We start from the raw sequence: 25,900 nt of genomic DNA, 5'->3' as shown, positions 1-25,900 counted from the left end.
CAACCCTTCCAGAGTTTAAACTTTGGAAGGGTTTTTTAATTCGCATCAGCTAATCTTCCCTTTCAAAAAACCAGTCAATACTCCCAACCCATTTTTCAACGAGTCATTATTGTTTGGAATAATAATGTCTGCATCCTGCTTGTAGGGCTTGATGTATTTTTTGTAGGTTGGCATCACGTGCTTGTCGAATCGATAAAGTACGTCGTCCAGGTCATAACCACGCTCTTTGGCATCTCTTAGGATTCTACGTTTGAGCATGAGGAAGTCCTTGGCATCCACAAACACTTTCAGGTCTAACTGCTCCATCACTTCTTTGAGGTAAAACACAAAAATACCTTCTACCACAATGATAGCTGATGGCTTGAAGGTCAGCATTTGGGGTGTTACTTTCGGGTTATTGAAAGTGTACTCCTGACGGGTTACTGTTTCCCCTCTCTTCAATTTAGCCACATCTTCAGCAAAGGCCTGTTGATCTATTGATTCTGGTTTATCGAAATTTTGGATCCCTTTTTTATCCCTTGGCTGCTCTTCTCTAGGGCGATAATAATTGTCTTGCGAGACAATACATAACTCATCCTCTCTAAATGATTTTTTTAGCTCGTTGAGCAATAATGTTTTTCCTGAAGCACTTCCGCCTGTAATCCCGACGATATAAGGTGTGGTCATGGGTATAGCAATTAATCCTAGTTCAAAAAGATATGCAATTTTAGATAAAATTTAAGTTGGCAACATTCAAAACCTAAGATTCAATATTGAGTATTATTGGTTAATTTTATTTAAAACAATAGTTATCATGAGCACAGACCACCAAGGACAAGTAGAAAAAATATTAAAAGAACTGGGCAAAAAAATAGATGAATTGATTGTGGAAGCAAAAGGTGCCAAAGATGATATTCGTGATGAAGTAGAGGATAAAATAAAAGACCTCAAAAAGAAAAAGATCAAACTAGATGACGAGTATCAGTCCTTTAAAGAAAAAAATGAAGGGAAGTGGGATGAGATCAAATCTCATCTAAGTTCAGCAGCTGAAGAAATAAAAAGAGCAGCTGAGGCGGCTTTTAAAAAGAAGAACTAATTGGATCTAAAACAAGAAAAATGGTTGGCAGCTAGCTGCCAACCATTTTTCTTGTTTTTTTAAGAAGCTTAATTCTTACCTCCAAAAAGGAACGCTCCTACTCTAATACCAATGTAGCTATTCTTAACCTCAGCACCATTCTCTTCATACTTTGGCACAATATTGTAATCCAAGTTCACGTTGAAGTGCCCAACATCAAACCCAATTCTTGGGTAAAAACCAAACTTAGACCCAAAATCAGCTGAAGCTCCTCCTGATGATGCTTCTACTGTCCCCATCGTGTATATACCAAGACCTGCACCTATATAAGGTCGAAAGCTACTCGTTCCTAAATAGTATTTAGCATTCAAGGTATATGAACTTACTCCTGATGCGCTAGCTTCAACGCCACCTCCTAAATTTTTTGCCATTACAGCAGCTTCATATCTCAATCCCACAGCTATCTGATCATTAATACGGTATGCGGGCTCTATATCAAAAAGAATTCCTCCACCTCCATCAGGAATTGCATAACCTAGACCAATATACAATTGAAATGGTTTGTAATCTTGCGCATATCCAACAGTGGATATGACTAGTGCAAATAAGAAAATAAATAAAGATTTTTTCATGATCGTTTTGTTATTAAGTTTAATTCAAATTTTGAAATTGTAACACCTCAAATGGCAATTTTGCCCGCTCAATATAGCACATTACAATAAATCATTTACAATACTTCTTACTTATACATTTTTTCAACATATCATCACTATAGCTTCTATATTTGCTGCTCAAATACATTCAAGCAAATAATATATGCCTCCAATTGCACTTTCTGTAGAAAGACTCACTAAGAGTTTTAATGACAAACAACTTTTTGAAAATATCACTTTTGGCATAGAGCAAGGTCAAAAAGTGGCACTGGTTGGGGTGAACGGCTGTGGCAAATCAACCTTGCTCAATATCGTAGCCAAAAAAATGAACCCTGACGAAGGGGTAGTCTCATTTTCCAGAGACCTCAAAGTAGCTATACTGGATCAAGCACCTGATTTAGGTGCATTTGATACTGTACTGGATTCGATCACTGGTGGCGATCACCCAGAAGCAAAAGTACTGAGTGAATATTGGCAACTGATTGAAAAGCCTGAGCCTACTGATAAAGATCAGGAGCGCATGCAGGAGCTCATAGAAAAAATCGACAGCCTCAATGCCTGGGACTATGAACATCGTCTGAAAGAAGTGTTGGGCAAATTGGGCATCAATGACCTTAATCAGTCTATCCAAGACATGTCAGGAGGTCAGCAAAAAAGAATTGCACTGGCCAAAGCACTACTAGACGAACCAGATTTTTTAATTCTGGATGAGCCAACCAACCACCTCGATTTGGACATTATCGAATGGATGGAAGAATTCCTTTCTTCTCAAAACCTAGCCATTCTGATGGTGACACACGACCGTTACTTTTTAGACAAAGTTTGCAATCAAATTTTAGAGATAGATCAAGGACAAATTTTTAAATACAATGGCAACTACAGCGACTTTCTTGAGAAAAAATCAGAACGCGAAGAGTGGCAACAGCAAGCTAAGGACAAGGCTAAAAATCTGCTGTCCAAAGAGCTAGAATGGATGCGTCGTCAGCCTAAAGCCAGAGGAACCAAAGCTAAATATAGAATTGACGCTTTTTACGATACCAAAGAAAAAGCCAATGTTGACTTGCGCAAGTCTGAAATGGAGATCAAAATTAGCGGCAAACGACAAGGGAAGAAAATTCTTGAATTGGATAAAGTTTCAAAGTCCTTTGGTGATAAAGCCATCTTTTCGGGCTTCTCTCACATTTTCACCAGAGGTGAAAAAGTTGGAGTGGTAGGAAAAAATGGCACAGGAAAGTCCACTTTTCTCAATGTCTTGACTGGCGTACTCGAACCCGATTCTGGCACGATAGAAAAGGGCCTCAATACATCATTTGGCTATTATACACAGGACACCATTCAAGAAGACGGAAGAAAAACTGTGATTGAAGCGATTCAAGAAATTGCAGAAGTAATCACGCTAGAAGATGGTAGCACGGTCACTGCCTCTCAGTTGCTCAATCAGTTCTTATTTCCTCCTAAGTCTCAATATTCACATATTGCTAAATTGAGTGGTGGAGAAAAAAGAAGATTGCAACTACTCAAGGTACTGATGGCCAATCCAAACTTCCTGATCCTTGATGAGCCTACCAATGACTTAGATATTGTAACGCTTAATATTCTGGAGGATTATCTACAGAATTTTGGTGGTTGTCTGCTCATTGTATCTCATGACAGATACTTCATGGACAAATTGGTGGATCACTTATTTGTGCTGGATGAAAGCACATCCATTAGTGATTTCCATGGCAACTACACTGATTTTCGACTAGAGCCTGCCAAGCCTAAGTCTGTTCCCAAATCCGCTCCAGGGTCAAACAAGGAAGAGCCAAAACATAAAATCGAGAACAAAAGAAAACTCACCTATAAAGAAAAGCAAGAGTTTGAATCCATAGAAAAAGAAATGCCCAAACTGGAGGCGCGTAAAGAAGAGCTGGCTGGCTTGCTCAACTCTGGTGAAATTGATCACGTGCAGCTGACGGAATGGTCCACTGAAGTGGAGCAAATAGTAACTAAACTGGATGAGTTAGAATTGCGCTGGCTGGAATTGTCTGAATTGAGCTAAACCAACCATTGACTGCAATTGCCGCTAAACAAGAATATTTTCTTTCTTGTTTATAATTATCTAATTTCCGGCTCAGATATTAAATAACATCAAATGAGAAAATTACTAGTTGCTATTTTGTTAGCATCAGCTGTCTTCTATAGCTGCAACAAACCAAAAGAAACTACCCAAGAAGAAATTCAGGTAGATCTAAAGACTCAAGCAGAAACGCTTGCGAAAAAATTCATCATTACAGATGGGCACATAGATTTGCCGTACAAATTGGCCGAAGAGGGCTATATGGCTAAAGGCGAAATTCCGAATTTGTCAGGCGAAATTGAGGGCAATTTTGATTTTGAAAAATCTAAAAAGGGAGGATTGGATGTGCCTTTCATGTCGATCTATCTGCCAGCTTCACTTCAGAAAACATCTGGCGCATCAAAAGCTTTGGCAGACTCTCTGATCAACATGGTCGAGCAAATTGTTTCTACCTACCCCAATCATTTTGCACTGGCAGGAACTCCAACAGAAGCTATTCAAAATTTTGAAAAAGGACTAGTTTCACTACCCATGGGCATGGAAAATGGATCTGGAATAGAGGATAATATTGAGAACGTAAAATATTTCTACGACCGTGGCATCAGGTACGTGACTTTGACTCATTCAAAAAACAACTTAATCTGTGATTCTTCCTATGACCCCACACGGCAATGGAATGGACTGAGTCCATTCGGCAGAGAAGTAGTAAAAGAAATGAACGCACAAGGCATCATGGTTGATATAGCCCATGTTTCTGACAGCACGTTCTATCAGGTGCTGGAAATGACTGATGTGCCGTGTATTGCTTCTCATTCTTCTGTTAGAAATTTTACTCCGGGCTTTGAAAGAAACATGAGCGATGACATGATCAAGCTATTAGCCAAGAAAAATGGAGTCATTCAAATCAATTTTGGATCAACATTTCTTCTTGATAAATCAAGAAAAAAATATGATACACTAAAATTAGTGAAAAAAGAATTTCAGGCTCAAAATCCAAACGCTTCAGACTCTGCCTGGTCAATCTACGAAAATGAATGGATGGAAGCCCATGACTTTTTTGCTGATGTGAAGGATGCAGCCGACCATATCGACTATGTGGTCAAATTAGTTGGAGTAGATTATGTAGGACTAGGATCAGATTTTGATGGCGTAGGCAATTCGCTTCCCACAAGATTGAAAACAGCCGCTGATTATCCAAAATTGATAGAAGAATTACTCGAAAGAGGATACGCTGAAGAAGACATAGAAAAAATCTGCTACAAGAATGTATTCAGAGTATGGGACGCTGTGCTGACAGCAGCAAGCAAACAATAGCCAACAATATGAGACTGTTTTTTTTTCGAATAAACAAAAAAGCAGTCTCATTTTCAAACAGCTAAACTAAACTTCATCATGATAGATATCCGAGCGGACGTCAGTCGAAATATTTTGATTCTACATCTCGAAGGTTTTCTGACGGATGACGAACTTATGCATGGGGTTAATTTGTGCATTTCAGAGTCCAATAAATTAAAAGATGGTTACACGATCATTAATGATATTTCCAAAATGAAGCCAGCTTCACCAGCAGGGGCAGCAGAAATCAAGCGCGCGCAAGCGCATGTCATCAATAATGGTGTGAGCCGAGTTATCAGGATCACCCAAAACCCTATCACAAAAATCCAACTAAACCGAACCAGTGGAGAAGTAGGCTACCAAGCCTATGAAGTGAGCACCAGAGCAGAGGCTTATGCACTCATTGAAAGCTGACCAAACCGATCACAAACACACCAGATAGTGTCCGAATTCGCAACACTAATATTCGAAAGTTAGCTCATTATTATTATATCTAATTGTATTACAGTTAGTTGCGAATTTTGGCACAGGTATTGCCAAAATCCGAGTAAGGTCAAAAACTCAAACTTTTACTCAAGAATTTAAACCTACTGTAATGAAGAAATTGAATGGCAGATATTCCAAGATACTCTTGATCTTATTGGGTGTATTGGTGGCTATCGTCATTGGGTTTCAATCCAGTGCAGTAGGTTTCGATTCTGAGGCTGATTTAGAAAATCAAGAATCCGTTGAGCAGACTCCAACATTCGACCCTTCCGGAAAACTTCACCTCAAACTGTTGAGTTTACTTAAATAGCAGTTCAAAATAATATTGAAGTATCATTCCAGATATTTAAAAGCATTTTAAATTACTAATCAAACACCAAGATTATGACTAGACGACTCACAAGATCATCAGACCGAATGCTTGCCGGCGTATGTGGCGGAATTGCCAACTATTTTGATTTGGATCCTACGCTGGTAAGAATAGCCTATGTTGTGCTTTCTATCTGCTCAATAGGCTTTCCTGGCATGTTGGTTTACGCCATTCTTTGGTTGATTATGCCTGATTATTAAGTCATTTTTGAATAGGTACTGATCCAGCGTTCTGGCACTTCTCCTTTGGTCGCCATTTCGTAATCTGAATAATCACAAGGTACAATGTGGTGTCGATCATAGATCCCAATATGTGTAGCATTGGGAACCTCCATCCACCATTTATCGGACAATCTACTCTTATAAAAAACTATTGATTCTGGCTCTGCATCCATCGCTACTACATATTTCATGTAGTCATTGGTTTGGAAGCCTTTCTCTCCTTTTCTGTTTTTAAATCCCTCTATAAAGTACCATAGCATAGTGGCGACCACCATGGCTGTTGGGTTTTCAGCTGTTTCTTTTTCAGGGTTGTATTCATAGATACCTACCGAACTGAGCTTATCATTCATCCCAGCATACCACATAATCTGACAAGCCTCTTCTCCGGTCAGTCCAAATATTTCACTTCGATTGCCTCCAGGGCAATAAATGGATTGAATGGCTGACAGATCAAAACTCAACATATCTGCTTCTCTAATCAAAGGCTCCATTCTTTTGATATCATCTCTCAATGCACCTAATCTGATCGGGTTAAAGCTCAGCTGCTGAAGCACTTTAGTCGCTGAGGCATTTACTAAATATGACTGATGTGCGAGCTGGCTGTAGTTAAATAGATAGTTAGGTTCATGCGTGAATATCCTATGAATATGGTTTTCGTTGGGGTCTGATTCTGTTTTGTCATTGAGATCAAAACGTGAATCCACATTCAGAATACTCACCATTTTCTCCTCTTCCTGATAGGATAGATATTGACCCAAGTCCAAATCATGTGATCCTCCAATAAGAATGGGTAAAACATCCTGAGACATGAGGTAATGACAAACAGATTGAATGCGCTTATACGTTTCATCCAAATCAGGCCCATTCCTAAGATTTCCCAAGTCTACCACATTGCACGAACCCTCTCCTTTTTTCAGTCCATAAAGCCTGTCTCTAATTAGTTTGACACCCGTTTGATTAAGTGAGGTACTGCCTCGTGTTTCCAAAAGTCCCACAATAGCCACGTCCATCAGTTCCAAACCTGGCATTTTATCTTCATTGAGATAAACAGATTGGATAAAGGAGTCTGTGGAAAATCTACGATTTGAAAGGCTTTGATCTACGGGATCGAAATAGAGTTTCAAGTCCATGCTTCAGGCATTGTTAAGGTGATGTCTTTGTCAAAACTACATAAATCCTTCATGAACATTTAGGATTTATTGTACAACTATTTGCCCACAAGGTAAATGTTCATTTCGGACTTGACACAAAAAAACCCTGACGATACCGACAGGGTTTTTTGTTTATTTTTTGCTGAATCGCTTTCGAATTATCCGCCGAAATCATCAAATGAGACGTTCTCATCAGGTACGCCCCAATCATCGCACATCTTCAATACAGCCTGGTTCATCATAGGAGGTCCACAGAAGTAGAATTCGATGTCCTCTGGTGACTCATGTGCTTTCAGCTGATGGTTGATTACGGCATCGTGAACAAAACCTAAAAAGCCGTCTCCCTCTTTGTCATCTATCGATTTTTTCTCTGTCCAGTTGTCTTCTGGAAGTGGCTCTGACAATACAATCTCGAATTGGAAGTTAGGGAATTCCTTTTCAATTTGTCTAAAATCCTCTTCGTAGAACAATTCTCTCTTAGACCTGCCACCATACCAGTAAGTTACTTTTCTACCAGTTTTTAACGTGTGAAATAGATGGAAAAGATGCGATCTCATAGGTGCCATACCAGCACCACCACCTACATAGATCATTTCTGATTGGGTTTCTTTGATAAAGAATTCACCATAAGGCCCAGAGATCGTTACTTTATCGCCTGGCTTCCTAGAGAATACATAAGAAGAACAAATACCAGGATTTACATCCATCCAAGCGTTCTTAGCTCTGTCCCAGGGTGGAGTGGCTATTCTGATAGTCAGCATCACAATATTACCTTCTGCAGGATGGTTGGCCATGGAGTAGGCTCTGAAAATCTCCTCGTCATTTTTCATTTTCAAATCCCAAAGACCGAATTTATCCCAGTCTTCTTTGAATTTGTCTGGCCCAGCTGGATCATTAGGGTCTGGCGCAATATCAATGTCTTTAAAATCAACTTCTACCTTTGGCACATCAATTTGGATGTATCCACCCGCCTCAAAGTCTAAGTTCTCACCTTCTGGAAGTCGTACAATAAATGCCTTAATAAAAGTGGCTACGTTGTAGTTGGAAATTACTTCACATTCCCACTTCTTGATACCAAAGATTTCCTCAGGAATTTCGATATCCATGTCTTGCTTCACTTTTACCTGACAAGCCAAACGAACATTCTCTTTTTGTTCTGTTCTGCTTAGGTGACCAACTTCTGTTGGTAGTACATCTCCACCACCGTCTGTCACTGTACACTTGCACATGGCACAAGTACCACCCCCACCACAAGCTGATGGCAAAAATATTTTTTGCGCACTTAGAGTAGTCAACAAAGTAGAGCCTGCAGCCGCTACCACAGGATTTGCAGAATCACCATTGATAATAAGGTTTACATCCCCGGATTGTACCAATTTAGACTGTGCAAAAAGCAGGATAAATACCAATAGAAGGATTACGAGCGTAAAGGCTACTATTGATGTAAATATGATAAAGGACATCTTTCTTTAATTAAATTTTTCCGTCTCCAATTTTCAGGCACAAATATAAAAGAATAAATAGTAAAAAATCCCTGTGCCTTCCTCAATTAAATACCTGCTAATCTCAATTATTTCTACCAAAAATGGCTTTGGGGCTAAATCCCATTAAATCATACTTTCGGGTGAACAAGAAAAAGGCTTCTAAGGCTATATTTGACCAAATCAAAACCAATAATTATGAAAAGAGTAACAGGCGTGGGTGGCATATTTTATAAAAGTAAAGACCCACAAAAAGCAAGAGAATGGTATGGTAAACATTTAGGGCTGGTCACTAATCAGTACGGTTCTTTGTTTGAATTCCGGCAAGGGGCAGATCCTGAGAAAATCGGTTATTTACAATGGAGTCCGATGGGTGCAGACACCAATTATTATGCCCCGTCCAAAAACGAGTTCATGATCAACTATCGTGTGGAGAATCTGGTTGAGCTACTCAAAGTGCTCAAGGAAGAAGGTGTAGAAATTGTGGGCAAGATGGAGGAATACGAATATGGCAAGTTTGCCTGGATCATGGATCCAGAAGGCCATAAGATAGAACTCTGGGAACCCATTGATGCAGTATTCACCAAAGAATATGATGGACAGACCACGATGTAAAAATCAGTATCTTGTAGTATCCAAAAACAACAAAACATGAATCCAATACTTAAAAACATATTGGCACTTATTGCTGGAATCGTCATAGGCAGCTTAGTCAATATTGGTTTGATTATGCTCGGCCATGCGCTTGTACCTCCTCCAGAAGGTATGAACCCTATGGATCTGGAGAGCCTGAAGGAGTTTATGCCCATGTTTGAGACCAAACATTTCATTGGGCCGTTTTTAGCACATGGGTTGGGTACTTTGGCAGGTGCTTTTGCTACAGCCAAGATTGCTGCCAATCACCAACTCAAATTTGCCCTGGCCATAGGCGTATGGTTTCTGTATGGAGGGATATCTATGGTTTTAGATTTCCCAAGTCCAATGTGGTTCAATGTATTGGACTTGAGTATGGCCTATTTGCCAATGGCATGGATGGGTTGGCAGATCAGCAGTAGCTGAGAAAGTAGATTGTCGTTATATTTGGAAAATATTGATTCAAAATCATGAAAAGGCTAACCATCCTAACACTCACCTTCTCGTTAATTTTTCTTTTTCCAATCTTGGAAAGTTGCGATGATGAAGGCTGTGGCAGCAGTACTATTTATTATGACTACTCTTCGGTTGAATTTGAGGTGTCTAAATCGTACGGCAATGAAGAAGATTATTTCTACTTTATGGTAAGTACTATAATTGACCCTCAAAGCCAATTGCCTTTTTTTTCCTTTGGTTCTTCGTTATTGGCGGAAGCACTTACATTTCTACCCAAATACAAAATCGAAAAAATTGAAATTCTATCAAACAAATCTTTTGATTCGTCTAATTCTAACACATTGAATATAACCACCCACTTTGAAGTTTATAGTCAACGAGAACAAGAGTGGGTATCTATAAATCAGGCTAGCTTCCAAGAAGGGGAAGTTTTATTTATACGATGCCCAATAAGGTCTGAAAATATGGATCAAACGTACGACTTGAAAATAGAAATCACCAAATCTAATAAGCAGGTAGCAAGCGGTCTACTGACCAATTTTGCTTTCAACAAATGAGCTATTTTAAACCAGTTGCCTCCAAGTCCCCTTCACCCAATTGTATTTGAAGGTACTTGGCAAAGATTTCCAGAAATATTTACTGGTTTCAACAGAGAAGGATGGCTGCATGTAGCAGTTGATCGTACAGCCTTCGCAAGCCTGTAATTTGCCTTCAGTAGCGATTTGATTTTGGACATCTGTAGAATGATACAGTGAGGCTAAGTTTCCATTGATTGGAAACGACCTTTCACCCAAGTGATAGCACGGCAATACCAGTTCGTTCTCTGGGCTAATTACCAGTGTGGTGCTGGCCGCTTTGCAAACTGGATCACTGATATGATTGCCACCATCTCGTCTCAGTTCAATGAAGGCTTGATTGAGAAATACATTTTTCTTTTTTCCCCATCTTTCCAATTCATCAAGCGTTTTGCTTGACAAGCTGTCTCCCACCTGATTGTACTCAAAGGCCGGATTGAGAATCAGCATCAAATCATTAGGCAAACAGATTTTTTCGTAGACGGCTTGTATGTCTTCTTTGTTGTCCTCAAATACAGTAAACAATATATCTGGCCGCTCACCTAATGACTTCGCCATTTCAATAGATTCCATTACAAAATCAAAGCATGCTACACCTCTCATGGCATCATGTTTTTCTTTGTCTGCAGTGTCCAAACTGAAGTGCAGCATGTCCACCATACCTTTGAGTCTTTCGGCAAACTTGGGATATAACAGCGCATTAGTGGTAAGTGTGGTAATAAAGCCCATCTCTTTAGCCAGTGCACAAAACTGATCGATCTGCTGATGGAGTAGTGGTTCGCCGCCCGTAAAGTCGATGACTTTTACCCCCAATTTTTTTAACGCCAGAAGATTTTCTTGCACATTTTTCAATGTCACATAAGGCGAAGGTTTTTCCCATATATCACAAAAACTGCATTTGGCATTGCAGCGATACGTCACATAATAATTGCAGAGGACGGGATGTTTGATCAGTCTCATCCCTGTCGGTTATTTCTTTGATCTATTCTCGAAAATACCTGTAATCGTCAGTGAAGAATTTCGGATTTTATAGAAAAGCGTACAGCTGCCACAGGTAGTTTCTCGCATACCAGAATAGCTAGATTCTATACCAGCAAAATTGTAGTTAGAAAGAAATTTGACATTGGATCGAATCAAGAAGGCCAACTTCTTGCACTCGTTTTTGTGGCCATCTCTTTTGAAATATTTCTCCAAAATTTTCTGCCTTTCCTCCCGAGCCGTATTTGTCCAAATTACTTGTTTAGCCATTCGTCCTCCTCTACTTGAATTGCTTTTTCTGGCACTACAGTCTTACCTGCCATTTCTTCTTCACTTAGCTCTAGTAATTTTCTCTGAGCGTCTGTCAGGTTAATCGCCTGGGTTTCTTCTCTGACAATACCAGAGGCATCCACATTCTTGAGCAATTGAGCCAATTCAAAATCATCGCGATCCTTTTCGCTGATTTTCTTTGCCTCAATCTCCAACGAATGCAAAAGCTCAAGTACGTACTTAAGCTCCTTGTCTGTTTTGGGACTGATAAGAATAGAATCCATTAAGTCAAAATTATGGATTTTTATTTGAAACAAAATAACCTATTGGTATCCATTCGGATATTCAATTGAATTAATCAAATCTCCAGTTACTTCAAAGGGTTAATTCTCTGCTTTAACCTATTTTTGCGGCATGACAAAAGAGGCGCTATTTGAACAAATCCAGCAGAAGCAATCCTTTCTCTGCGTGGGTTTGGATACTGATATTAAAAAAATCCCAACTCACCTTTTAGATACTGAAGATCCCATCTTCGAATTCAACAAGCAGATCATTGATGCGACCAAAGAATTCGCTGTGGCCTACAAACCCAATATAGCGTTCTACGAAGCCATGGGAGCTGCTGGCTGGGCTTCTTTGGAAAAAACCGTGAATTACATTCCTAAGGACATTTTCACGATAGCAGATGCCAAGCGTGGTGATATTGGAAACACTTCTTCGCTGTATGCCAGAGCCTTTTTCGACAACATGAATTTTGATTCTGTGACCGTAGCGCCTTATATGGGATCAGATTCTGTGAAACCATTTTTAGAATTTAAAGACAAATGGGTCATCTTATTAGGAGTGACTTCCAATGAAGGAGGAAAAGATTTTCAATTTTTGAAGGCTGATGGCAAACCACTTTATCAGCAGGTAATGGAAACTTCATCACGATGGGGGAGTGACCAAAACATGATGTATGTGGTAGGAGCCACCCGCCCAGAATATTTGAAAGACATTCGAAGGATCATTCCAAATCATTTCCTCTTGGTGCCTGGTGTTGGAGCTCAAGGTGGTGATTTGAAAGCCGTTTGTGAAAACGGCATGAACGATCAATGCGGGTTACTTATTAACTCTACCAGAGGAATTATTTATGCCTCTTCGGGCAAAGACTTTGTAGAAGCAGCACATCAAGAAGCACGTAAATTGCAAACCGAAATGGCCTCATTTTTATAAATAAAATACAACTCAAAAAAGATACACATGAAATCAATAGACTACATATTAGCTAATAAGCAAAGGTTCCTAGATGAACTGTTCGACTTGCTCAGGATTCCTTCAGTAAGTGCCGACTCTAAGTTCGATAGTGACGTTCGAAGAGCCGCCGAATTTATCAAAGAAAAATTTGAATCTGCTGGTGTAGACAAAGCAGAAATCTGTGAAACCAAGGGGCACCCTGTGGTTTATGCCGAGAAGCATGTAGGTGACCATCTACCAACCGTATTGGTCTATGGACACTATGACGTGCAACCAGCAGACCCTTACGAATTGTGGGATTCGCCTCCGTTCGAGCCTGTGATCAAAAATGACAAAATCTATGCCCGTGGTGCTTGTGACGATAAGGGTCAAATGTACATGCACGTGAAGGCTTTCGAAGCCATGATGGCCAATGACGAATTGCCATGTAATGTCAAATTCATGATCGAGGGAGAAGAGGAAGTAGGCTCTGAAAACCTTGGCGAATTTGTAAAAGCAAATAAAGAAAAGTTGAAGGCTGATGTGATTGTCATATCAGACACAGGTATCATCAGCAACGATTGCCCCTCCATGACAGTTGGTTTGAGGGGACTGAGCTATCTGGAAGTGGAAGTGGTAGGCCCCAATAGAGATTTGCACTCTGGCATGTATGGTGGTGCAGTAGGCAATCCGATCAATACGCTTTGCGATATGATCTCCTCTCTGATTGATGACAAAGGGCATATCACTATTCCAGGGTTTTATGATAAAGTATTGGAGCTTACTACAGTCGAAAGAGAAGCCATGGCCAAAGCTCCATTCGATTTAGAAGAATATAAAAAGGAACTAGACATAGCTGATGTAAAGGGAGAAGATGGATTCAGCACTTTAGAAAGAATTGGCATCCGTCCCACTTTAGATGTCAATGGTATCTGGGGTGGCTATACAGGAGAAGGGGCTAAGACCGTATTGCCTTCTAAGGCTTACGCCAAAATATCTACCCGATTGGTACCTAACCAAAACAGCGACGAGATTACAGCATTAGTGAAAAATCATATAGAAAGCATTGCCCCAGCACACGTGAAAGTAAAAGTAACTCCCCACCATGGAGGTGAGGCGGCAGTAATCCCAACAGATTCTGACGGATTTAGAGCGGCCAGCAAAGCATTCGTTCAGGCCTGGGGCAAAGAACCCATCCCAATGAGAGATGGGGGCAGTATACCAATCGTGGCCCTGTTTCAAGATGTTTTAGAATTAGATTCTGTGATGCTAGGCTTTGGTTTGGATGAAGATGCGATCCATTCTCCCAATGAGAGCTATGGTGTATTCAATTACATGAAAGGCATAGAGACCATCACTTGGTTCTATAAATATTTTGCAGAGAAATAAGGAGATTAAAGTCGAGGGTGAATTAAAGTAAGAATCCATTTTTAGCTCCTTACTTTAATTCACCTTCGACTTTTTCACTTTTAACTATTAACTTTTAACTCATACATTGTGCGTCAATCCAAACTAGTCATCAACTGTCAGCCTTCGCTATCTCCATTTCTAAAAAAAGAAGTGCAGGATTTAGGCTATAGAATTTTACGAGCTGAAAAAAGCGGTGTGACAGTAGAAGGTGGTTGGAAAGAAGTGATGCATTTGAACCTAAATCTTCGAACGGCATCGCGAGTACTTTGGCTGATCAAATCATTTGAAGCCAATCATCCAGACAAGATGTATGAAGAAGCCAAAAAAATCCCTTGGCATAAGCTTTTGCCAAAAAATACAAAAATCTCTGTCCAGAGTTATGTGAAAAACGACTTCATTAGGGACGGACGATTTGCTAATCTGAAATTGAAGGATGCCATTGTAGATCGAATGCAAGAAGAGACTGGTACACGCCCAGACTCTGGCAATGAAAAGGATCAGACGGTTATTTATATGTTTTGGCATTTGAATAAGGTGCATGTCTATTTTGACACCTCTGGTGAAACAATTACCAAGCACGGATACAGGAAGCTGCCTTTCAAAGCACCCATACTCGAATCATTGGCTTCAGCATGTTTGATCTCAGCTGGCTGGAACGACCACAAAGGTGCCTTTATCAATCCCATGTGTGGTAGTGGAACGTTGGCCATTGAGGCTGCACTGATGGCAGCTGGTATTCCTCCTGGCCTACACAGAGACAATTTTGGCTTCATGCACATAGATGGATACGACCCTTCACGTTGGAATGAAACATTAGCGAAAGCTGAATACAAGGATAGGATCAAATCTAGTATCATTGCCACTGACTGGAATGGCGATGCCATAGACGCAGCCCAAGCCAATGCGAGAACTGCTGGCGTAGAAAAGATGATCGATTTCGATAAAGTACCGTTCGAGAAAACTTTTGTGCCTACTGGCCCCGGCATAGTGATGCTCAATCCCGAATATGGTGAAAGGCTTGGTGAAGAGTCTATGCTAAAGTCCGTGTACAAAGACATAGGGGATTTCTTCAAACAATCCTGTGGCGGCAAGATGGGCTATATCTTCACTGGCAATTCTAATCTCGCTAAGTCTATTGGTCTACGCACCAAAACCCGTACTGAATTTATGAATGCCAGAATCGAATGCAGATTGTTGGAGTATGAGTTGTATGAAGGGAGCAGGAGATAGGTAGGTGTTATTCATCAGAATGTACGATCGTAGAAATCTCTCATACAAAATGTAGTAAGGTCAGTATGATGTTTACGCCAACTGTCATTCATTGAGAGAATCTCTCCACTGCACTAAGGGATGACTCGATTTAATCTACAATTGCTACTTGCTCACTTGCATTCTAACACTCCCCTCCATAATTTGCATCAAAAGAGCAAGATTGAAAAAAGTACTAATTGTTATCGTTATTGGAGCTCTTCTAGCAGGAGCAGCAATGGGTGGCTACCACCTCTGGAAACAAAGCAGAATCACCATTTGGTCATTCGTACCAGACAATTCTATTCTCGTATTCGAGCCCAACGATTTCACTTACCTCTGGCGCACAGACGACAAAAGAAAAATTGTTAAAAACCTCAAGTCATTACCTGAGTTAGATTCCGTTCAGCAAGTGATCAGTCGACTGGATTCGGCTACCAATCATCAGTTTTCGAAGGTGGTGGATCAGGGGCATTTGTTGATTTCCTTTCACCAAAATACCAATGAGTCATTGGCTGCTTTGTATATTCTGGAGGTTCAAGAACTTCAGCAGCATAGTTTGCTTAGTGAATTACAGCAATATTTAAAAGACAGTCTCCTTTTTGAGCGAAAAGAGAGAAATTATCAGGACTATATCGTTACTGAATTCAAAAAGGGGAAAACCACGCTCACCTATATTTTTCACAAAAATTATTTGATCGCCAGCTTCTCTCCTTTTTTGGTGGAAGATGCCATACGCATGATTGCAGATAGTAGGGTAAACACCTATCAGGAAACAGAAAGGCGGGTAGCTAAGGTCGCACAGGGCAATTCTGGCGCTGGCAGGTGCTACATCAACACCAACTACCTCAACAAATTAGCTGGAATTTTCGCAGATCCTGTACAAATCGATACTACGCCATTAAAATGGCTGACCCATTTGATGTATCTCGATTTGAATATTGAAAATGATAAAATTCATCTGTCTGGCTTTGCCGTCAATGACACGTCCAAAATCAATTACCTAAGTGCATTCGACGGTATTCGAGGTGTTGGCTTTGATATGAAAAATATCGTGCCTGCCAGTACGTCTTATGTTTTGCACGCTTCAGTTGAAGATGTGAGTCAATGGCATGTCGGATTGAAAAACTATTGGCGAAAGCATGAACCAGCTCAGTTGACTCAAATTGGAGAACTCGAAAATCGATTTGATTTTAACATTCGTGACTTTTACGAATTCATGGCCAATGAAGTGGGATATTTTGTACTGGAATCCAGTCGTTCATTCCATTCAGATTTGATTTTTTGTATAGAGCACAAAAGTCAGGAGTTGGCTTCTCAATTTTTTGAATCACTAGCTCAAAAAGCCAATGTCGACTCCGCCTTATACCTTGAGCAATATGCCGATCGACAAATCAAACATATCAATATTGATGAAATTCCTTCTCGCCTGTTTGGATCCATGTACAGTGGGTTTCCATCTGCTTACTATTTTATAGATGGGAGCTATGTCTATTTTGGCAATAGCCAACAGGTACTGGAGATTTTGATTGACGACATTGACAACGAAAATACTTGGAGACGTTCGGTACGCACAAATGCATTCTTAGAGTCTACACATGAGGATGGCAATTTTAGCATGTTTGTAAAATCTAGTGGAGCACTCAATCTGGTAGGCAAAGTACTTAATGACAACTGGGCCGAATATCTGGAGGAGAACAAAACCATTCTTTCACAAATCGAATATGGAGCAGTTCAGTTTACTCATGTGGATGGGGAGTATTATACCAGTTTGTTACTTCAGCATCCTGGCGACTTGATCAAGCAAATCAAACCACAGTCATTTGAAATTCAAAAGCTTCAGGGTTTTGCCAACAATCTAATTTCCAAGCCATTTGCCGTACGCAATCACAACGACCGTACACTCGAAATGATGGTGCAAGATGAGGCCTTCACCTTGCACCTTTTGGATGTCAATCTCAAACCTGTCCGTCAAATTCCGTTGAAAGGAAAATTGAAAAGCAAGATCTATCAGGTGGATTATTACAAAAATGGAAAGCTCCAATATTTGTTTGCTCTGGACAAAACAATACACATGATCGATAGAAATGGTACTTATATTCCAGGTTATCCATTGACACTCAAGTCTGACAACAAGATCCGTGAACTGTCTCTCATAGACTACGACAAGTCTAGAAACTACCGCATCATGGTGGCCGACAGCAAGGGAAACTACTACCTATACAACAAAGCTGGCAAATTGCTTGACGGTTGGAATCCTAAGAAAATGGGAAGTAGCCCGGCTACACTTGGCAGACACGTGCGTGTACAGAAAAACGACTATATGCTACTGGTTCAGCAAAATGGCATTTTCCAAAATTTAACCAGACGAGGAGATGTCAGGGATGGTTTTCCAATTGACCTAAAAGGAAAGATCTCCCAAGATTATTTTATCAGTAAAGGAAGTAAGCCAGCCAATACTGAAATCTCAGCGTTGACAGATTTAGGTGAATTGGTATCGTTTAATTTAGCTGGAGTGGTAACGAATAGAGGGCAGCTGGTAAGAGAAAACGATCAAGCGAGCTTCCATCTGGTGAATTCAGGTACTGAAAAAGAATTCATTGTTATCAAGAAAAATGAAAACGAGCTGACTGTATTCAATGAAGCACTAGTCGAGCAATTCAAGGTTGAAATAAATGCGAAAAAATTAATTTTTCAATACTACTATTTCGGAATTGACAACCAGCTGATCATTGTCATTGATCAAGAAAAGAGACTGGGGTATCTGTACAATCAAGATGGTAGGTTGCTGCATGAATCTCCTTTGGAAGTGGGGCACGAGCTGGCTGTATTATTTCAGGAGAGCAAAGGCCAATTTGATCTATATTGCAGTATTGGCAACCAACTCAATATTGTGTCTTTGAAAAAATAACCTATGAACGACCTGATATCCAAAAAGGCAAATTTTGGTACTTTGCCAGTTTTCCTGACGGCCATCTCAACCATACTGGGAGCAGTCATGTTCCTACGTTTTGGATTTGCTGTGGGAAGTGTCGGCTTCTTAGGTACAGTCGCTATAGTAATTATTGGTCACATGGTGACTATCCCTACTGCCATGTCGATTGCGGAAATTGCTACCAATCAAAAAGTAGAAGGTGGTGGAGAATACTACATCATTTCGAGGTCATTTGGCATCAACATAGGCGCCTCTATAGGAATTGCTTTGTATCTCTCTCAAGCCATCAGTGTGGCTTTTTATGTGATCGCCTTTGGAGAAGCCTTTGATCCGGTCATCGCGTGGGTCAATGAAGTCTACAACTTAGGCATTGGAGACAAACGCTGGATTACCATTCCAGCTGTACTTCTGCTGAGTATTTTGATGCTCACCAAAGGGGCAGACCTGGGCATGAAAGCCTTGTACATTGTGGTAGCAACCTTGTTCGTGTCACTGACTTTCTTCTTTCTGGGAAGTACGGATTACAATGCAAGTTTAGAAAAATTCGATATCATGGCCAGAGTGACTGAAAGTCAGGATTTCTTTATTGTCTTTGCCATTATCTTCCCTGCCTTTACTGGCATGACTGCGGGTGTTGGGTTGTCAGGAGATTTAAAAGACCCCAAAAAATCTATCCCTTGGGGAACACTGTCCGCCACTTTGATAGGCATGGTTATTTACGTTTTCATTGGATACAAGCTGGCCGTAAACGCTAGCCCTGATGACTTAGTCAATGATCAACTGATCATGTCTAAAATCGCGCTTTGGGGACCAATCATCCCCATAGGTCTGGCGGCCGCCACGATCTCCTCTGCCTTAGGTTCCATTATGGTAGCCCCTAGAACATTGCAAGCACTTGCTGCAGACAATATATTCCCAACTCAAGCCATCAATATTTTTCTATCCAGAGGCAAGGCCAATACCAATGAACCTGTGAATGCCACCGTGGTTACGGTCGGATTGGCGCTGTTCTTTGTGAGTCTTGGAAGTATAGACACTGTAGCGAAAGTGATTTCTATGTTCTTTATGGTGACCTATGGCGCTATTTGTACAATATCATTTTTTCAGCATTTTGCCGCTGACCCATCTTACCGACCTGCCTTTAGATCCAAGTGGTACATCTCACTACTGGGAGCAATCATGTGTCTCTTTTTAATTTTCAAAATGGATGCTGCCTACGCAGTTGCTTCTATTACGATTATGATTTTGATCTATTTTGGTCTTTCCAAATTCAATGAAGATAAGGCAGGGATGGCCAATATTTTCCAAGGAGTGATCTTTCAATTGATACGACAGATTCAAGTATTTATTCAGAAAGCAGACAAAGACGATGACAACTGGCGACCTTCTGTGATTTGTATTTCAGGTTCTTCTTTCGAACGGCCAACAGCATTTGAAATGATGAGTTGGATCTCACATCGTTATGGTTTTGGCACCTATCTACACTATATCAAAGGTTATTATTCTAACGAAACCAATTTAGAGTCCAAGGAGGAATTGGCAAGACTGATTCGCGTGGCAGACATTTCTGAGAGCAATGTGTATGTGGACACCATGGTTTCGCCTTCATATACCACGGCAGTAGCTCAGGCACTTCAGCTGCCGAGTGTTTCGGGCAAGGATATTAATATGATGCTGTTTGAATTCTCAAAACATCAAACTGAGGGAATTGAGGACATAATGAGTAATTATCCCATGGTGAGGGCCTCTGGGTTTGACACTTGTATATTGGCTAGCAGTGATCGAGGCCTTGAGTCCAAAGCTGAAATTCACATCTGGATCAAACCATCAGACTACAACAATGCCAACTTAATGATCTTATTGGGCTTCGTAATTTTAGGTCACCCGCAATGGAAAAAAGCTGAAATCAAAATATCAGCCATCGTGCATGACGAAGAATTAGAAGAGCAAAAAGAAGAACTGCTGCAACTTATAAAAACTGGAAGACTTCCTATTTCGGCTAACAACGTCCGAATTATTGAAAGGTCAGAAGGTGTAGACAACCGCCAGATTATCAATGCGCACTCGAAGGATGCTGACTTGACTATATTGGGGTTCCGTTCTGAGGCCGTCAAGCAACTAGGCGAAGAAATCTTCCAGGGCTATGACTCCATTGGTGATGTACTTTTTGTAAATAGTACAAAGTCCAAGGAAATCAAATAACTCCTTGTGCAATAGCGTATGGCTGCTAAATATTTTAGTCTATTTAGGGGGTCAAGCTAATGCTAAAACCAATAGAGTCACTAGTCCTAATAGGGCAAGACTGGTCAATCCTATATAAAAACGATCGTCGTTTTTTTCTATTTTCTGGTTTGCAATATCTGTTGCTTCTGTAATTAAATTTTCTACTGAAGGGTTTGAATTTGTAGTAGACATGGTACTAGTATTTATTTGATTTAAAACTTTTCTCTGACTGTAAAAAGATCAAAACAAATAATACCCTACTATAGCAGAAATGCTGTCCTTATGAATAGGATGGAAGGAAGTAAATGAGAGGAAGCCAAATCAGCAAAATAACAATGGCACTGTGTATGAAATGTCGACCCATTCTTGGGTCATCTTCTTTCATTACTCGCGCCAAAAAGTAATTGATCAGACCCAAAACCGGGATAGCCACCCAAAGGAATAAAGCCGATTGTTCGTGATCAGACTGGTACTTCCAAGCCATATTATAGACCAACCAGGCATTGGTTAAATAGATGATGGTTTGTATGACAAATGTTTGAAATAACTGAATCATGTGGCAATGATAAGCCGAAACGGTGGATTTGTCATCTTAAATTCGCGATCTATTCTCCTGCTTTGACAAAATTGGCTCTTACTAAAATCAGAAAAAGTGCCACTGAAATGCCCGCTGAACCAAAAGCCATGCACATCACCATGATCTGATAGCGCACTGCAATCAAAGGAGAAACACCAGACAATATCTGCCCCGTCATCATACCTGGTAGAGAAACCAGCCCTACCGCAAACAGAGCATTAGTAATAGGAATCAAGGCAGCTTGAAGTGCCGTATTTCTGGCCTCAGTGTAGTCCACTCCTCTATCCAACTCTGCAGTCAGTCGCTCCCCAGCCAAACTCACACAGTTCATTGCATTAGCGAATATCATTCCAGCCAAAGGGATCAGATACTGTGGCATATACCACGGGTCTAGCATCAATACACCCTGTGAAATAAGCAACAAAACAAGCACTCCACCAACAACAATCGCCACCAGTGCTTTCATCAACAACTCGCTCCTCCGATCACTCAATGTTCGTAGCGCGATCCAGCTTGAAGAGAACAACATGACCGCCAGCACCCCAATCACAATCCATGCATTGTCAGACTCGAAAATGTAGGTGAGTACATAGCCCACCATCACCAGCTGGATGACCATACGCACTACTGCCCAGAGTGAGGTATGGATACCCTGCTGCCATTTCCACAATACAAACAACACAGCCACTACAGGTACAAAAGCCACCAGCAGATTAGGAATGGAAATGATTTGAAGGGAGTTGTCCATGGGACTGTTGCGTCAATTAGTTGAAACAAAGATAAGATACCCTAAGAAACTCAAACCAAACCTGTCCATGTGAAAAAGCCTCACGACACTGAGGGAATGTTTCTAATACAGCTCAATCTCCACCCAGCATTTCCCTAAGTCCAATTAGCGTCTTGAAGGGCAACTCGGCGATAGACTTGTTGGCCAGCCAGGCTGGAACCTGATCACCTGGTTCTGAATGAAATATGTAAATTACTTCTGTTTTGTCATCAGATGGCTGCAACAGCATGTACCCTTCTGCCTTTTTCATCCTCACGATGCCCTTTTTCTCTGGTATATAATCTGGGATTCCTTCCAGTGATATTTTTACCGCGCCATGTTCTGTTGTATGAATTGACATTCGATAAACCATATCTCTATTGCTATAAGGCCATGGAAATATGGTTTCTACATAATTGTACTGTACCTCCTCTTTTTGCTTGAGGAGTTTTGCTGCTTTGGTGAAGCCATACCATCTAGCATAACCATCTACATCAGTTAATATTTCCAGTATTTCAGGCACGGAAGCACTGACCTGCATCTGAGCTTTGAAAGACTTGAATCCTGAGTCTTTTTCCACTTTGGTATAAACCTTTATTCCATCTTTGTCTTTTTCAATTTCCCATGACGTTTGAGAAAAAGATTGAAATAGCGGGAAGGTCAGTAGATTCAAGAACAGTGCTACGCGCCTATAATTCATCCTTTTTTGCAGATTAGACAATGCTTTGTTTTGCCATGAACAACTTTATAAAGTAGTATAAGAAGAGCAGGACAAATATAAAATCACCAATGATCACTATTAGAACAACTGATCCAGCTATCCCTGACAAATAAAATTTCAACAATGAAATGGCAAAGCCAATTTTGCCAATCCCCCCAACGATCACAATTCCAGTATGTTTCAAAGGATTATAGGCAACTATGGAATACCCAATAAAATATACCAGTGTGGTACCCCAGGCACCTTGATAGATAGCGTAATAAAGTGGGTCTGTGAGCTGTCTATTGAATAAACCATTGAAGGTATAGGCTGTATTAAAATAGCCAAAAATTGCTCCAATAAGATTCCACAGGGCGGATAGGATAAAAAGAACTCTGAAGAAAGTGATTGCTGTATTTTTCATAATCATAAAATTTGTTTGCTACCAGATAGAAATCATTCCATGGCAAAGAAATTTTATTTGAAAACCCTATGCATTTACATAGGTAAAGAAATGTCGATTAACGTGACATTTTGTTTCTTATCCGGCTGAGTTGCGTGGCACTGATTCCCAGATAGTAGGCAATGTGGTATTGTGGTATTTTGAGTTCTATTCCTGGATATTCCTCTTGAAGGATCAAATAACGCTCCTCAGCGTCCAACAATGCCATTTCAATTTCTTTCTTTTCATTACTCAAAAAGTAATTTTCGGCAATAATTCTTCTCAACCTTTCTATCTCAAAATTTCCTTCTGACAATTTTTCAATTTCATGGAAGGAAGCTTTCCAGATTTTACAATCTGTTAGCGCCTGTTGAGCCACGGCGTTCTTACTCTTGCTGATGAGCGAGGCGTATGAACCAATAATAGCTGGAGCAGAAAAAAAGGTTTTGTTATATTCCTTTCCTTCATTGTTGATATAATAAGCTCTTACAATACCAGCTTCCAAAAAAGCTATTTCTTTTGCAAATTGCCCTTTTCTAATAAAATATTCTCCTTTCTTCAATTCTGCAGAAATAAAAACCTTACTCATCAAACCTAAGGTCTTTTCAGAAAGGGGAATAATATTATTGAAGAATGAAATTATATTTTCCATCATATATTGAGAGCATTTAACCTGGCTGTAACTAGCAGATGATGCCAACTATTGTCTCTAAGCTAGACTTTATAATATCTATAAAAGTATCTGATTCAAATACTCTTTGCAAACAGCTCATCAGGCTTATGGATGCTAGTGCCTGTCATCCTCATATTGAGTTTAGAAGCTACTAGCACCCATAATCCCTGAATATGTTTTAACTGTTGTTTTCTCAATAAAAGGATCAAAGTTTATTTCCAAACTAATAGTATCAAATAGATACCTAATACGGTTCGTTGCATCCCACACTCCTGCGATTTCATTAGTTCGTTCAGTGGAACAACCATTGATTCAAATGAATAAAAGCAAAAAAAATGAAGTCTTGATGTTATGGTCACAAACTATATCACCAACCAATCCTTCGCGTCATCTACAGAATCGAAGGCTCTGGTGTTGTTGCCTGAGAATCTGTTGAAGGCATTGAAAAGTACTTTTTTTGCTCCAGTGATACCTACAGCAGCTCTTTTAATGGTCAAGTGATTGGTGGTTTTCCCACTCTCCTTGGCCTTCTCTACTACTTCCTTTACCGCAAAAACGTCTGTCATATTGGATAGCCTAAGCATTGGTCTGTTCAACTCTAAAGCATAAGCTGTAGCATCATCCATAACCTTCAGAATTTCATCCTTGCCCATACCCGTGTAGTCGACGTAAAGTATTTCTTTTCCTTTGTGATTGATGAGACTGTATCCTGCCATTTTGTAAAAAAATTTAATTGAGCAATATGATGAATTTTGGTTGTTCGGCAAAGTGTTTCTCCAAAAGCTTTCCATGCTTTTGCCTAAAGAAAATCACGGGTCTAAAAGACTAAATTACTAATTATTTTAGTAATTTAGTAGGCTCGTTTTCAGGACTCTTTTATACTATTTATTCATGGACTATATCAAAGGCAGGGGTGCTCAAATCAACCCTGACAATCGTTTTTTAGAACACAGCTACGAAAAGGATTTATCCTTTTTGCAACACCTCTATCAAGCTGGGGAAAAAGAACGAAAACCCAAAACAGAATACATCACTGTCCACCCCAAAACCATTGTAAACAAAGTAGATAGCCCTGACATTGGATTTTCATATTCGCTCAATCCTTATCAGGGCTGTGAACATGGATGCATTTATTGCTATGCTCGCAACTCTCATGAATACTGGGGCTACAGTGCCGGCACAGATTTCGAAACCAAAATTCTAATCAAGGAAAACGCTGCTGAGTTGCTCAAAGAAAAGTTTAAATCCAAAACATGGAAACCTGTACCCATTATGTTGTCTGGGAATACGGATTGCTATCAGCCTATAGAACGCGAACTAAAAATCACACGATCCATCCTTGAAGTCTGTCTGAAATATAGACACCCTGTAGGCGTTATTACCAAAAATGCCATGGTGGTCAGAGATATTGATCTCCTCAGTGAATTGGCCAAAATGAAATTAGCCAAGGTGGTCATATCCTTGACATCTCTGAAGGACAAAACCAGGAGTCTGTTAGAACCTAGAACCAGTGCGGTAGGTGTTCGCCTCAATGCCATTCGGAGTTTGTCTGAGGCTGGTATACCTACCATGGTCATGATGGCTCCAATCATTCCGTCCATCAACAGTATGGAGATCATGAAACTGGCAGAAAAAATAGCTGAAAACGGAGCCACAGATTTGGCTTATACCATTGTGAGACTCAATGGCATTATTCCAGAAATATTTAGCGACTGGATAGAAAAGAATTTTCCTGACCGAGCCGAAAAAGTACTGAATCAGATCAAAGAATTACATGGTGGTTCGCTCAATGACAGTCGTTTCAAAACCAGGATGAGGGGAGAAGGAGAATTGTCGAACCAAATTCATCAGATGTTTGCCTTAGCCAAGCGCAAATACAAACTAGGACTTGAAAAACACCCTTATGACTTAAGTCTATTTAGAAGAATAAAGGATGATAAACAGATGGAATTGTTTTAATGATTTCATCTGGAGCTTTTTCAAATTGAT

General features: G+C 40.2%; 29 protein-coding genes. 15 read left to right on the top strand and 14 right to left on the bottom strand.

The window, feature by feature from the left end; translation table 11 throughout:
- Positions 1-45: 45 nt before the first annotated feature.
- Positions 46-666 (bottom strand): uridine kinase family protein, encoded by a 621-nt coding sequence (locus tag B9A58_RS14075; RefSeq protein ID WP_084373512.1) that lies wholly within the window; start codon positions 664-666, stop codon positions 46-48.
- Between the two features lie 127 nt (positions 667-793).
- Between B9A58_RS14075 and B9A58_RS14070 the strand changes: the two genes are divergently transcribed.
- A complete protein-coding gene (locus B9A58_RS14070) occupies positions 794-1,075 on the top strand; it encodes a sll1863 family stress response protein (protein ID WP_084373511.1) in 282 nt (93 codons plus the stop codon).
- A gap of 68 nt (positions 1,076-1,143) precedes the next feature.
- On the opposite strand, the gene B9A58_RS14065 is transcribed toward B9A58_RS14070, so the two are convergent.
- The gene (locus B9A58_RS14065; protein ID WP_084373510.1) at positions 1,144-1,686 is read right to left on the bottom strand and encodes an outer membrane beta-barrel protein; all 543 of its coding nucleotides are present in this window, start codon (positions 1,684-1,686) and stop codon (positions 1,144-1,146) included.
- 184 nt (positions 1,687-1,870) lie between these two features.
- On the opposite strand from B9A58_RS14065, the gene B9A58_RS14060 reads away from it, so the two are divergent.
- The 5 genes from B9A58_RS14060 to B9A58_RS14040 all read left to right on the top strand — a co-directional run bounded on the left by B9A58_RS14060 (position 1,871) and on the right by B9A58_RS14040 (position 6,157).
- Positions 1,871-3,748 (top strand): ABC-F family ATP-binding cassette domain-containing protein, encoded by a 1,878-nt coding sequence (locus B9A58_RS14060; protein WP_084373509.1) that lies wholly within the window; start codon positions 1,871-1,873, stop codon positions 3,746-3,748.
- A gap of 93 nt (positions 3,749-3,841) precedes the next feature.
- Complete coding sequence (locus B9A58_RS14055) at positions 3,842-5,080, top strand: dipeptidase (protein ID WP_084373508.1); 1,239 nt, start codon at positions 3,842-3,844, stop codon at positions 5,078-5,080.
- A 78-nt stretch (positions 5,081-5,158) separates the two neighbouring features.
- On the top strand, positions 5,159-5,515 hold the full coding sequence (locus tag B9A58_RS14050; RefSeq protein ID WP_084373507.1) for a hypothetical protein: 357 nt from the start codon (positions 5,159-5,161) through the stop codon (positions 5,513-5,515).
- Between the two features lie 181 nt (positions 5,516-5,696).
- On the top strand, positions 5,697-5,897 hold the full coding sequence (locus tag B9A58_RS14045) for a hypothetical protein (RefSeq protein ID WP_084373506.1): 201 nt from the start codon (positions 5,697-5,699) through the stop codon (positions 5,895-5,897).
- A 74-nt stretch (positions 5,898-5,971) separates the two neighbouring features.
- Entirely contained in the window at positions 5,972-6,157 is a 186-nt protein-coding gene (locus B9A58_RS14040) for a PspC domain-containing protein (RefSeq protein ID WP_084373505.1), read from the top strand.
- On the opposite strand, the gene B9A58_RS14035 is transcribed toward B9A58_RS14040, so the two are convergent.
- Positions 6,154-7,308 carry a formimidoylglutamase gene (locus B9A58_RS14035; protein WP_084373504.1) on the bottom strand — a complete coding sequence of 385 codons (1,155 nt, stop codon included), beginning with the start codon at positions 7,306-7,308 and terminating at the stop codon, positions 6,154-6,156. The two genes, B9A58_RS14040 and B9A58_RS14035, sit on opposite strands and share 4 nt — an antisense overlap.
- A gap of 179 nt (positions 7,309-7,487) precedes the next feature.
- Positions 7,488-8,792, bottom strand: coding sequence for an NADH:ubiquinone reductase (Na(+)-transporting) subunit F (gene nqrF, locus B9A58_RS14030; RefSeq protein WP_084373503.1), 1,305 nt, complete (start codon positions 8,790-8,792; stop codon positions 7,488-7,490).
- 216 nt (positions 8,793-9,008) lie between these two features.
- Between nqrF and B9A58_RS14025 the strand changes: the two genes are divergently transcribed.
- The 3 genes from B9A58_RS14025 to B9A58_RS14015 are packed head-to-tail and all read left to right on the top strand — an operon-like array spanning position 9,009 to position 10,456.
- Positions 9,009-9,425 (top strand): VOC family protein, encoded by a 417-nt coding sequence (locus tag B9A58_RS14025; RefSeq protein ID WP_084373502.1) that lies wholly within the window; start codon positions 9,009-9,011, stop codon positions 9,423-9,425.
- Positions 9,426-9,461: 36 nt separating this feature from the next.
- Positions 9,462-9,869 carry a hypothetical protein gene (locus B9A58_RS14020; protein WP_084373501.1) on the top strand — a complete coding sequence of 136 codons (408 nt, stop codon included), beginning with the start codon at positions 9,462-9,464 and terminating at the stop codon, positions 9,867-9,869.
- Between the two features lie 44 nt (positions 9,870-9,913).
- The gene (locus B9A58_RS14015; protein ID WP_084373500.1) at positions 9,914-10,456 is read left to right on the top strand and encodes a hypothetical protein; all 543 of its coding nucleotides are present in this window, start codon (positions 9,914-9,916) and stop codon (positions 10,454-10,456) included.
- Positions 10,457-10,462: 6 nt separating this feature from the next.
- Here the strand turns inward: B9A58_RS14015 and B9A58_RS14010 are convergent, their stop codons facing one another.
- From B9A58_RS14010 to B9A58_RS14000, 3 genes are read right to left on the bottom strand one after another with little or no spacing between them, the layout of a single operon-like run.
- Positions 10,463-11,434: a radical SAM protein gene (locus tag B9A58_RS14010; protein WP_084373499.1), complete on the bottom strand. Its 972-nt coding sequence runs from the start codon at positions 11,432-11,434 to the stop codon at positions 10,463-10,465.
- A gap of 9 nt (positions 11,435-11,443) precedes the next feature.
- Complete coding sequence (locus B9A58_RS14005; RefSeq protein ID WP_084373498.1) at positions 11,444-11,722, bottom strand: type II toxin-antitoxin system RelE/ParE family toxin; 279 nt, start codon at positions 11,720-11,722, stop codon at positions 11,444-11,446.
- Entirely contained in the window at positions 11,707-12,006 is a 300-nt protein-coding gene (locus B9A58_RS14000; protein WP_084373497.1) for a hypothetical protein, read from the bottom strand. Before B9A58_RS14000 ends, B9A58_RS14005 begins: the two co-directional genes overlap by 16 nt.
- 130 nt (positions 12,007-12,136) lie before the next feature.
- Here B9A58_RS14000 and pyrF point away from each other — a divergent pair, with 130 nt between their 5' ends.
- From pyrF to B9A58_RS13975, 5 genes are all read left to right on the top strand, one after another.
- Entirely contained in the window at positions 12,137-12,937 is an 801-nt protein-coding gene (gene pyrF / locus B9A58_RS13995; RefSeq protein WP_084373496.1) for an orotidine-5'-phosphate decarboxylase, read from the top strand.
- A gap of 27 nt (positions 12,938-12,964) precedes the next feature.
- Positions 12,965-14,326, top strand: coding sequence for a dipeptidase (locus B9A58_RS13990; protein ID WP_084373495.1), 1,362 nt, complete (start codon positions 12,965-12,967; stop codon positions 14,324-14,326).
- Positions 14,327-14,434: 108 nt separating this feature from the next.
- Entirely contained in the window at positions 14,435-15,577 is a 1,143-nt protein-coding gene (locus B9A58_RS13985; protein WP_084373494.1) for a THUMP domain-containing class I SAM-dependent RNA methyltransferase, read from the top strand.
- Between the two features lie 202 nt (positions 15,578-15,779).
- Entirely contained in the window at positions 15,780-18,506 is a 2,727-nt protein-coding gene (locus B9A58_RS13980) for a hypothetical protein (RefSeq protein WP_139793900.1), read from the top strand.
- 3 nt (positions 18,507-18,509) lie between these two features.
- Positions 18,510-20,732, top strand: a complete 2,223-nt coding sequence (locus B9A58_RS13975) for an APC family permease (protein ID WP_084373492.1) — start codon at positions 18,510-18,512, stop codon at positions 20,730-20,732.
- Between the two features lie 51 nt (positions 20,733-20,783).
- Here B9A58_RS13975 and B9A58_RS20400 read toward each other — a convergent pair whose 3' ends face one another.
- The 7 genes from B9A58_RS20400 to B9A58_RS13945 form a co-directional block, all read right to left on the bottom strand.
- Positions 20,784-20,945 (bottom strand): hypothetical protein, encoded by a 162-nt coding sequence (locus B9A58_RS20400; RefSeq protein WP_176214790.1) that lies wholly within the window; start codon positions 20,943-20,945, stop codon positions 20,784-20,786.
- Between the two features lie 88 nt (positions 20,946-21,033).
- Positions 21,034-21,309: a hypothetical protein gene (locus tag B9A58_RS13970; protein ID WP_084373491.1), complete on the bottom strand. Its 276-nt coding sequence runs from the start codon at positions 21,307-21,309 to the stop codon at positions 21,034-21,036.
- Between the two features lie 49 nt (positions 21,310-21,358).
- Complete coding sequence (locus B9A58_RS13965) at positions 21,359-22,078, bottom strand: ABC transporter permease (RefSeq protein WP_084373490.1); 720 nt, start codon at positions 22,076-22,078, stop codon at positions 21,359-21,361.
- A 112-nt stretch (positions 22,079-22,190) separates the two neighbouring features.
- On the bottom strand, positions 22,191-22,796 hold the full coding sequence (locus B9A58_RS13960; protein ID WP_084373489.1) for an START domain-containing protein: 606 nt from the start codon (positions 22,794-22,796) through the stop codon (positions 22,191-22,193).
- 13 nt (positions 22,797-22,809) lie between these two features.
- Positions 22,810-23,220 (bottom strand): hypothetical protein, encoded by a 411-nt coding sequence (locus B9A58_RS13955; protein ID WP_139793899.1) that lies wholly within the window; start codon positions 23,218-23,220, stop codon positions 22,810-22,812.
- 97 nt (positions 23,221-23,317) lie between these two features.
- Entirely contained in the window at positions 23,318-23,893 is a 576-nt protein-coding gene (locus tag B9A58_RS13950; protein WP_245827089.1) for a Crp/Fnr family transcriptional regulator, read from the bottom strand.
- Positions 23,894-24,273: 380 nt separating this feature from the next.
- Positions 24,274-24,627 (bottom strand): hypothetical protein, encoded by a 354-nt coding sequence (locus B9A58_RS13945; protein ID WP_139793898.1) that lies wholly within the window; start codon positions 24,625-24,627, stop codon positions 24,274-24,276.
- A 175-nt stretch (positions 24,628-24,802) separates the two neighbouring features.
- On the opposite strand from B9A58_RS13945, the gene B9A58_RS13940 reads away from it, so the two are divergent.
- Positions 24,803-25,870, top strand: coding sequence for a PA0069 family radical SAM protein (locus B9A58_RS13940; protein WP_084373486.1), 1,068 nt, complete (start codon positions 24,803-24,805; stop codon positions 25,868-25,870).
- Positions 25,871-25,900: the final 30 nt, after the last annotated feature.

It is taken from the genome of Reichenbachiella faecimaris, from assembly GCF_900176375.1.
GTDB lineage: Bacteria > Bacteroidota > Bacteroidia > Cytophagales > Cyclobacteriaceae > Reichenbachiella > Reichenbachiella faecimaris.
The sequence above is the reverse complement of the archived record's forward strand: the minus strand, read 5'-3'. Positions and strand labels throughout refer to the sequence as shown.